Genomic DNA, 8,631 nt, shown 5'->3' with positions numbered 1-8,631 from the left:
AGTTTCCCGGGGCTATTCCGAACCGAAAGGCACGTTCCCACGCGTTACTCACCCGTCCGCCGCTGACCCCGAAGGGCCCGCTCGACTTGCATGTGTTAGGCCTGCCGCCAGCGTTCGTTCTGAGCCAGGATCAAACTCTCAAGTTGAAACGTCGCTCACGCGACGTCCTTGACGTTCGAACCTCTGCACATCGTCACTCTCGACATGCTCAAGTCCCCTCACGGAAAACCCGAGCCGCCAAGCGTGAAGCTGACACCTCATCATCGAGCCAGCCAAAAGCCAGCCCTAGAGGCCGATATCCAGACGTCCGGTCGTCGAAACAACCCAGCCGTCCGCATATCCCTTCCAGTCATAATGTCAAAGAGCGTGGCCCCTTGGGCCGGTCCGCCGGGTCGGTCGCTGCCGCGTCCTCGCCGCCGGTGAGCGCGGTGTATATGGAGGTCCGCGGTCGGCTGCAACAGGAAATTTCCGCCCGTCGCCGATTTTCTGCGCGAAAGGTCGAAATGGAAGAAAAAACAAATGGATAGGCGGTGTTCGCGATGCGGATGCGCGCGCCCTCAGCGGCGCAGGAGGTGGTCTTCGGGCCGCGCTCGGCGACCGCTGACGCGCTTGCGCAGACTCAGCGCGATTCCGCGCCCCATGGCGCGCGCCGCGCCCGCCAGGCCCCATCGGCGCAGCTGCCAACGCCAGGCGGGTTCGCCGCCGAGCCGTCTGCGCGCGGCCTCGAAGCGCCGGCGCGCGGGGGCGTCGCCGCGCGCGCCGGCGGCGTCGATGCTCGATTCGAAGATGTTGAGCTCGGCCAGGCGGGGCAGGGCGACGTAGGAGACGCAGCCATGCTCCCACACGCGGCGCATGTCCTCGTCGATCGGGCGCAGGCGGCGCGGATACGCCGCGATGAAGCGGCGCGCGGCGGCGGGGTTGACCAGATAGGCGCCGGCGTTGTTGGGCACGCGCCAGCACTCGACCAGCGCCAGGGCGCCGTCGCGCGCGACCTCGCGGCATGCGCTCTTGGGCGCGTTGCTCAGGCGCAGAAAGCCCCAGTCGGCCGGCGCCGCGGCAAGAAGCCGGGCGAGCTCGGCGAAGCCGGGAGCGAGGCGCAGGTCGTCCTCCATCACCAGGCCCGGGCGGCCGCTTTCGGCGATCAGGGCCATGACGCTCAGATGCGAGGCGTAGCAGGCGATCTCGCCCGGGCGCAGGGGGGCGTGGGGCGCGCCGGCCTCGTCGAAGAAGGCCGGGCGCAGCGCGGGCGGAATCGCGTCGGGGGTCAGCGCCGCAAAGCGCCGCCAGGCGATGCCGGCGGCGGCAAGCTCGGCGCGCATGTGCGTAAGGCGGCCCGAGTCGCGGTCGAGGTTGATCAGCCAGGCGTCGAAGGGCTGCGCGCGGTCAGACACGGATCCACCCTTCGGGGAACAGGTCGGACAGGTCCATGCCCGCCTGCTTTTCGGGCGCGAACCATTGGCGCGGCGCGACGGTGATCCCGCCCGGCCCCATCCACGCGCCCCACCAGCTGAAGGTCGAGTTGGCGATGACATGGTGCCGGCAGCGCGCCATCAGCGCCAGGTCGGCGGCGCGCGAGCCGCCCTCGACGACGGTCAGATCCAGCCCCGACAGGCGCGCGCGCGCCTCGCGCGGCTGGTCCGAGAAGAGGAAGAAGCGCGCGTCGGGGCGCGCCTCGCGAATGCGCGCGCAGGCGGCGGCGAAATACTTGGCCGGCAGGACGCCGTGGATGCGCGCATTGGCCGGGTCGGCGTAGTCGCCAAGGCGCAGATGCACCGAGACGCTGTCGCCGCTCAGATCCGGCAGCTCGGCGTCGCGGGGCAGGGCGGCTTCGGCGCCGGCGCGCAGATCGGCGCGCAGCTCGTCGGCGATGGCGGCGAAATAGCGCCAGGACTGGAAATACCCGGCCAGATACCAGCTGCCCTGCAGCGTCTCGAAGACGGGATCGTAGGCGAAGCCGCGCTCGCGATGGATGCGGCCGCGCCAGCCCGGCGGCGTCTTGACCACGTCGCGTCCCAGCGCGCGGGCGATCGGCTTGGCCAGGTTCAGCGCCGCGCGCCGCAGCGGCCCTCCATGGCCCGTGCGCATGCGCGGCGTCAGGCCCAACTCGGCCAGGCCCACCGCCTTGATGCCCGCCGCGCCGCGCGCGCGCGGATGCACGCTGAGCTCGGCCCCGAGCCGCGCGGCCAGCGCCCGCCCCGCCGCATACTGGAACAGCTGGTTGCCGAGCCCGCCCTGAAGGCCCGCGCAGATCTCGGGGCGCGTGGGCGCCATCGGCGCGGCGCGGCTCAGGGCAGGCGCCCTTCGGGATCGAGCGCGGCGCGGAACTCGCGCCACTCGCCGGGGCTCATGCCGGAATTCTCCTGCGTCACCCGCTCGCCCGCCAGCATGCGGCGCAGGCACGCCATGCCGGTGCGCGAGAACTGCGCCCCGTGCAGGCGGTATTCCTCGAAGGCGGCCCAGGCCAGCGGCACCCAGTCGCGCACGATGTCGCAGATCGCTTCGGCATAGACGCGGATCTCGTGCTGGGCGTGGGGGTCGGCGCGCAGGCGCAGGAAATGGAACAGGTTGTGAAGATCGGTCTTCCAATACCACTGCGTGTAGATGTTCTGCGTCAGGTTCATGCGCGCCAGCTCGCGCGCCAGCCCCTTGCGCGCCGGGTCCAGGACGCGGCCGTCGATGGTCTGGTTGAGCATGCGCTCGTAATCCTCGTAGCAGCGCGCCGCGTCCTCGCGCAGCAGGCGCAGCACCTCGGCGGCCTCCTCGCCCTCGAGCGCCTCGCCCCGCCCCTGCCGGTTCGTCGCCGCCTGCGCCGCCAGGTGCTCGGGGGCGGGGATGTAGAACTCGCGGTCCATCACCGAATAGCGCGCCGAGTATTCGTTCACGTTCGCCGTGCGGTGGCGGATCCACTGGCGCGCGACGAAGATCGGCAGCTTCACATGCAGCTTGATCTCGCACATCTCGAAGGGCGTCGAGTGCCAATGCCGCATCAGGTAGCGGATCAGCCCCGCATCGTCGCGCGCCTTGCGCGTGCCCGCGCCGTAGCTGACCCGCGCCGCCTGGACGATCGCCGCGTCGTCGCCCATGTAGTCGACCACCCGCACGAAGCCGTGGTCAAGCACGGGCGTGGCCTGATACAGCCTTGCCTCGAGCCCCGGCGCCACGGCGCGCAGCGTCTGGTTCGGGCGCGCGCGCGCCGCGTCGATCTGGGCCTGTTGTTCGGGCGTCAGGGGCATGTCGTGTTCCGCTCGGTGGCTGCCGCGTGTCGGGCCAAGGCATAATGCACATCCGCCCGACGGGCAACGCCGCGCAGGGGCCGCGCGAAAGAGGAGAAGAGAATGAAGATCCGCTACCTGCACGCCATGGTGCGCGTGCGCGACATCGAAGAGTCGAAGCGCTTCTATTGCGACCTTCTGGGGCTGGAGGAGATCCGCCGCATCGAGAACGAGGCCGGCCGCTTCACGCTGGTCTTTCTGGCCGCGCCCGGCCAGCACGACGTGGCGGTCGAGCTGACCTACAACTGGGGCTCGGACGAGGTCTATTCCACCGGCCGCAATTTCGGCCATCTGGCCTTCGAGGTCGAGGACATCTACGCCATGTGCGCGCGCCTGCAGGAAGGCGGCGTGACCATCAACCGGCCGCCGCGCGACGGGCGCATGGCCTTCGTCAAGAGCCCGGACGGCATCTCGATCGAGCTGCTGCAGGCGGGCGGCGCCAAGGAGCCGGCCGAGCCCTGGGTCAGCATGCCCAATGTCGGGACGTGGTGAGGGTGCGCGGCGCCTGATCCGCTGGGCCTCGGCGGCGCTGCTTGCGGCGGCGTCGCCGGCGGCATCGCAGGCGGCGGGGCAGGAGGCGTGCCGCCTCGCCCTGGCGCTGGCGATGGACGTGTCCTCGAGCGTCGATGCCGGGGAATACGCGCTTCAGTCGCGCGGGCTGGCGGCGGCGCTGCGCGACGAGGCGGTGCGCGCGGCCATGTTCGCGCCCGGTCAGGGGCCGGTCGCGCTGGCGATCTACGAGTGGTCGGGCCGCGACCGCGCCGCCATGGTCGCCGGCTGGACGCTGATGCGCGCGCCCGCCGACGCCGACGCCCTGGCCGCGCGGGTTCTGGCCCATCCGCGCTCGCAGACCGAGTTTCCCACCGCGCTCGGTCATGCGCTTGGCGTCGGGGCGGTGCTGCTGCGGCGCGCGCCGCCTTGCGCGCGGCGCACCCTCGACATCGCCTCGGACGGGATCAACAACGCCGGCTTCGGCCCCTCGAGCGCCTACAAGGCCTTCGACTTCGGCGGCGTCACCGTCAACGCCCTGGTCATCGGCGACGATCCGCCGGGCCTGGCCGAGTATTACCGCGCCGAGGTCATCCGCGGCCCCGACGCCTTCGTCGAGACCGCGCGCGACCATGGCGACTTCGCCCGCGCCATGCGCCGCAAGCTGCTGCGCGAGCTGGCGCCGCCGCTGCTGCTGGGCGACGCCGGCGCGGCCGCTCAGTCGGGCACGCGGATCATCCGCCCCAGGAAGCGCCCGGCGAACAGGTGAACATGCAGGTGGGGCACCTCCTGATGGGCGTCGGGGCCGGCGTTCGACAGGATGCGGTAGCCGTTCCCGCCCGCCGCCTGCGCGCAGCCCAGCTCGCGCGCCACCTGGCCCACGGCGCGCACGAAGTCCACGATCTCGGCCTCGGACGCCTCGGCGGCGAAATGGTCGTAGTTCACATAGGGGCCCTTGGGGATCACCAGCACATGGGTGGGCGCCTGCGGGTTGATGTCCCGAAAGGCCAGCGAGTGCTCGGTCTCGAGCACCTTCGAGCACGGGATCTCGCCGCGCAGGATGCGCGCGAAGATGTTCTGGGGGTCGTATTCATAGGCCATCTGCGTCTCTCCTCAACGCTTGCGGCGGGCCGCGCCGCGCGGGGACCCTTCGCTCGATAGCCGCTTGGGGCGCGCCCGTCCACCGGGCCGGCGCGTTGCGCGCGGCGCGCGGTTGCGCTATCGCCAAGGCGCCGCGCCGCCGGGGCGGAGTCCGGAAGGAAGCCCGATGTCCGAACCCATCCATTTCTTCGTGCATGTGCCCAAATGCGCGGGCACCACGGTCGAGCGGCACTTCGACCGCACCCTGGGCGAGGGGTTCATGATCGCCCCGCGCTGGAACAATCCGCTGCGCGACGTGCTGGGCAACCGCGCGCGCATCGACCCCGAGCGCGCGGCGCGGGTGCGGGTGATGTCGGGCCATTCGCTGGCGCGGTCGATGCGGCGCTTCTTTCCCGGGCGCGAGCTGCGCGAATCGGTGCTGCTGCGCGATCCGGTCGGCTATCTGCTGTCCTTCTACAACTACCGCGTCTCGCGGCACCTGGATCACGGCCAGCCCGCCCCGCCGCCTTTCGACGACTGGCTGGCGGCGCAGCGGCGCAACCCGATCAGCCGCTTTCTGCTCATGCGCTATTTCGAGATCGGCTATCCGCGCATCTACGCCATGTCCTCGCGCGCGCGCTTCGCCTTCCTGGACGACGCGCTGCGCGGATTCCACTTCGTGGGCGGCCACAAGCGCTGCGACGAGGTCGTGGGCGCCATCTCGCGCGAGCTGGGGGTGGATGACGCGGTCGCGCCGCAGAATGTCGGCCGCCGCCGCGTCCTGCGCGCCGAGGATCTGAGCGAAGAGCAGCGCGCGCGCATTCTCGAGCGCAACGACGTGGATGCGGCGCTGTTCGCCCGCTGGGCCGATCGCGGCTTCGGCCCCGGCGCGCCCGCCGGCGGCGAGGAAGAGCGCGAGGCGCTGCTCGAATCCCTGTCCGGCGCCGATCAGCCGGATTACCTGGTCTCGGACCTGACGAGTCTGGCGCGCAAGAAGCTCTGGCGCCCGTTCTGAACCGCGCCGGCGCCCGCCGGCGCGGCCGCCCTCACATGATCAGCCGCAGGCGCTGGATCGTCGTCGCGATGTGGCTGAAGACCTGCCCGATGTTCAGCTGGTCCGCCTCGTAGAAATGCGCCTTGGTCGAGGCGCAGTTCTCCATCTCGTCCTTGTAGGGGGTCATGAAGGCGATGGTGAACACCGTCACCCCGTGATCCTTGGCAAGCTGACACTGGTTGTAGAAATAGCTCACCCCGGTCGAGCGGCCGAACAGCCGGTCCGCCGACAGCTTGTCGGTCTCGAGCACCGCCTTCTCGGCCATCAGCTCGACCTTCGCCTTGTCGTTCTTTTCCCGCGGATCGTATTGCTCGGTGATCTTGCCGTCCGTCATGAGGACGATGAACTTCTTCGTGTCCTCGGCGTTCCAGGCGGCCGGGCGCCCGTCATAGGCGGGGTCCACCAGGCCGTCGAGCACCATCTGGTGCACGATGCCCTGCGACGAGGGGTTGAGCAGCGCCACCGCCCATTTCATGGCGTTGTAGGTGCCCGTGCCGTCGTGCAGATTGCCTTCGTCGCCGTTCTTGCCGCCCGGACGGATCTTGGCGATCTCGTTCACGAGCGTGGCGTAGTCGTTGACCAGATAGCGGATCTGCATCTCGTCCGAGGGGCACCAGCCCCATTTCATCCAGTCCTTGGCGATCGCCCAATACATGAAATGCGGCACCTGCTGACGGTCCTGCCGCCGCGGCAGATCGGCGTGCGAAAAGTCGCCGTCCGACGAGGTGTCCATGTAGAAGCAGTGCGAGTTGTCGTGGCTCCAGACCGCGTCCTTCTTGCCGCCCAGCTTCTCGAACATCCAGGAGCCCGGGTTGGTCTGGCCGGCGTAGCGGATCAGGTTGACCGTGACGTTCCTGTTCGCGCCGGACTGGGTGACGACGTTGATGAAGTTCTGCGCCGCCGGGATCAGGTCCAGCACGCGCTCGTCGAAGCGCATCGAACCCGAGATGTCGAGCACGAGCGAGATCTCGACGTTCGTCACGCTCTGCACCGCGCGCGAATCCGCGCCCACCATCATGTCGGACAGGCCGACGAAGCGCAGGAAGGTCGTGTTGACCGGGAAGTAGGCCTTGGCCGTGACGTCGCGCTCGTTGATCGAGATCTTGGGGTCCACCGTCACGGTCGCGTCGGTCTTCTTGAGGTTGCGCAGCTCGACATATTCGTCGATCAGCTCGTCGAGCTCCTCCTTGGGGACCTCCTGATTGAGCGAGGTCGCCGCCAGCACGCCGCGGTCGAGCGCGGCCTGAAGATCGGCGCGCTCGGCCTCCTGCCGGGCGATGTCGATGGCCGCGCCGGTGGCGACGATGATTCCCAGAAACAGAAGCACCATCAGGGCGGTGATCGCGCCGCTTTCGTCGCGCGCGAATTCCGCCCGCCTGCGGCCGAGCCGCTTCAACATGCCGTTCATGGCCATTTCTCCCCCAGCGCCGGCAGCAGAACGCGAACGCCCGGCGCATGATACGCTGATCACTCTGAAAACCCGTCCGCACCCCCAATAATGCGAAACGGACGATTTACCACCGGTGAATGATAACAATTCATCACCCCAGAGTCCATTTGAACCCCGGCGGCAGCTTCGGGCGGCGCCGTTTCGCGCCCTTCGCGCGGATGCCGAGGCCCTCGCCGCGATCGCGGCGTCAGGCGCGGGGGCGCGGCGAACGCGCAGGCGCGGCGAGAATCGGTCCGCGCGGGCGCCTCAGCCGGCGCGGTCGCGCGCTGCGCCCGCCTCGCGCAGAAGGCTCATGAACACGTCCTCAAGATCAGGCTCGCGCGTGGCCAGGTCCACGATCCGGCCCTGCGCGCGCTCGATCCGCGCGATCAGCGCGCCCGGATCGGTCGCGCCGCGCCGATAGGCGATCTCGAGCCAGCCGTCCGCGCGCAGATGCGCGCGCGCGCCGCCGGGCAGGTCCAGACGGGCGGCCTGCGCGCGCGCCTCCTCCGGCTCGATCCGCACGGCCAGAACGCGCTCGTCCAGCCGCGAGAGCAGCGCCGCCTTGTCGTCGCAGGCGATCAGGCGCCCGTCGCCGATGACGGCGATGCGGTCGCACATCTCCTCGGCCTCCTCGAGGTAATGCGTGGTCAGGATGATCGTCACCCCGCGCGCGTTCAGCTCGCGCACATAGTCCCAGAGCATGCGCCGCAGCTCGATGTCCACGCCCGCCGTCGGCTCGTCCAGAACCAGAACCGCCGGATCGTGCACCAGCGCCTTGGCCACCAGCAGCCGCCGCCGCATGCCGCCCGAAAGCGTGCGGGCATAGGCTTCGGCCTTGTCCGCCAGACCGACCTTGGCCAGGATCTCGTCGGTGCGCCGGCGCGCGCGCGGCACGCCGTAAAGCCCGGCCTGCACCTCGAGCGCGGCGCGCGGCGTGAAGAAGGGGTCGATGTTCAGCTCCTGCGGCACCACCCCGATGGCGGCGCGCGACTGGCGCGGGTTGCGGTCCTGATCGAAGCCCCAGATGCGCACCTGCCCGGCGGTCTTGATCGTCAGCCCCGCCAGAATGTTGATGAAGGTCGACTTGCCCGCGCCGTTCGGCCCCAGAAGGCCGAAGATCGCCCCGCGCGGCACGTCCAGATCGATGCCGCGCAGCGCCTCCTTGCCGCCGCGATAGACCTTGCGCAGGCCGCGCACGGAAATGGCGGCGTCTGGTGCGGCGTCCGGGGCGGCGGGCGAGGTCATGCGATGCGGCTCCATGGCGGCTGCGGGGCGGGCGGCCCGGCGTCGATGCGCCCGGCGGG

At 70.2% G+C, this 8,631-nt stretch carries 9 protein-coding genes and 1 rRNA gene; 3 read left to right on the top strand and 7 right to left on the bottom strand.

What is annotated here, in order from left to right; translation table 11 throughout:
• The 4 genes from LY05_RS08350 to thyX all read right to left on the bottom strand — a co-directional run.
• Nucleotides 1–146 (bottom strand): 16S ribosomal RNA (locus LY05_RS08350); the annotation flags it as partial.
• A gap of 411 nt (nucleotides 147–557) precedes the next feature.
• A complete protein-coding gene (locus tag LY05_RS08345) occupies nucleotides 558–1,391 on the bottom strand; it encodes a glycosyltransferase family 25 protein (protein ID WP_148922808.1) in 834 nt (277 codons plus the stop codon).
• Nucleotides 1,384–2,271, bottom strand: a complete 888-nt coding sequence (locus LY05_RS08340) for an alpha-1,2-fucosyltransferase (protein ID WP_148922807.1) — start codon at nucleotides 2,269–2,271, stop codon at nucleotides 1,384–1,386. Before LY05_RS08340 ends, LY05_RS08345 begins: the two co-directional genes overlap by 8 nt.
• 14 nt (nucleotides 2,272–2,285) lie before the next feature.
• A complete protein-coding gene (gene thyX / locus LY05_RS08335; RefSeq protein ID WP_072748285.1) occupies nucleotides 2,286–3,233 on the bottom strand; it encodes an FAD-dependent thymidylate synthase in 948 nt (315 codons plus the stop codon).
• 102 nt (nucleotides 3,234–3,335) lie between these two features.
• Between thyX and LY05_RS08330 the strand changes: the two genes are divergently transcribed.
• Together LY05_RS08330 and LY05_RS08325 are read left to right on the top strand one after the other, a co-directional pair.
• Nucleotides 3,336–3,764 carry a VOC family protein gene (locus tag LY05_RS08330; protein ID WP_211356300.1) on the top strand — a complete coding sequence of 143 codons (429 nt, stop codon included), beginning with the start codon at nucleotides 3,336–3,338 and terminating at the stop codon, nucleotides 3,762–3,764.
• Nucleotides 3,748–4,530 carry a DUF1194 domain-containing protein gene (locus tag LY05_RS08325; protein ID WP_148922806.1) on the top strand — a complete coding sequence of 261 codons (783 nt, stop codon included), beginning with the start codon at nucleotides 3,748–3,750 and terminating at the stop codon, nucleotides 4,528–4,530. The genes LY05_RS08330 and LY05_RS08325 overlap by 17 nt, the downstream gene beginning before the upstream one ends.
• On the opposite strand, the gene LY05_RS08320 is transcribed toward LY05_RS08325, so the two are convergent.
• A complete protein-coding gene (locus LY05_RS08320) occupies nucleotides 4,479–4,862 on the bottom strand; it encodes a histidine triad nucleotide-binding protein (RefSeq protein ID WP_072748284.1) in 384 nt (127 codons plus the stop codon). The genes LY05_RS08325 and LY05_RS08320 overlap by 52 nt on opposite strands.
• A 166-nt stretch (nucleotides 4,863–5,028) precedes the next feature.
• On the opposite strand from LY05_RS08320, the gene LY05_RS08315 reads away from it, so the two are divergent.
• Nucleotides 5,029–5,856, top strand: a complete 828-nt coding sequence (locus LY05_RS08315; RefSeq protein ID WP_148922805.1) for a sulfotransferase family protein — start codon at nucleotides 5,029–5,031, stop codon at nucleotides 5,854–5,856.
• 31 nt (nucleotides 5,857–5,887) lie between these two features.
• Here LY05_RS08315 and LY05_RS08310 read toward each other — a convergent pair whose 3' ends face one another.
• Entirely contained in the window at nucleotides 5,888–7,303 is a 1,416-nt protein-coding gene (locus tag LY05_RS08310; RefSeq protein WP_170258901.1) for a TadE/TadG family type IV pilus assembly protein, read from the bottom strand.
• 288 nt (nucleotides 7,304–7,591) lie between these two features.
• Complete coding sequence (locus tag LY05_RS08305) at nucleotides 7,592–8,572, bottom strand: ABC transporter ATP-binding protein (RefSeq protein ID WP_148922803.1); 981 nt, start codon at nucleotides 8,570–8,572, stop codon at nucleotides 7,592–7,594.
• Nucleotides 8,573–8,631: the final 59 nt, after the last annotated feature.

Origin of the sequence: Oceanicella actignis, from assembly GCF_008124525.1 — a bacterium.
Lineage (GTDB): Bacteria > Pseudomonadota > Alphaproteobacteria > Rhodobacterales > Rhodobacteraceae > Oceanicella > Oceanicella actignis.
Note: the sequence above shows the minus strand (reverse complement) of the source record. Positions and strands in the feature narration are given on the sequence as shown.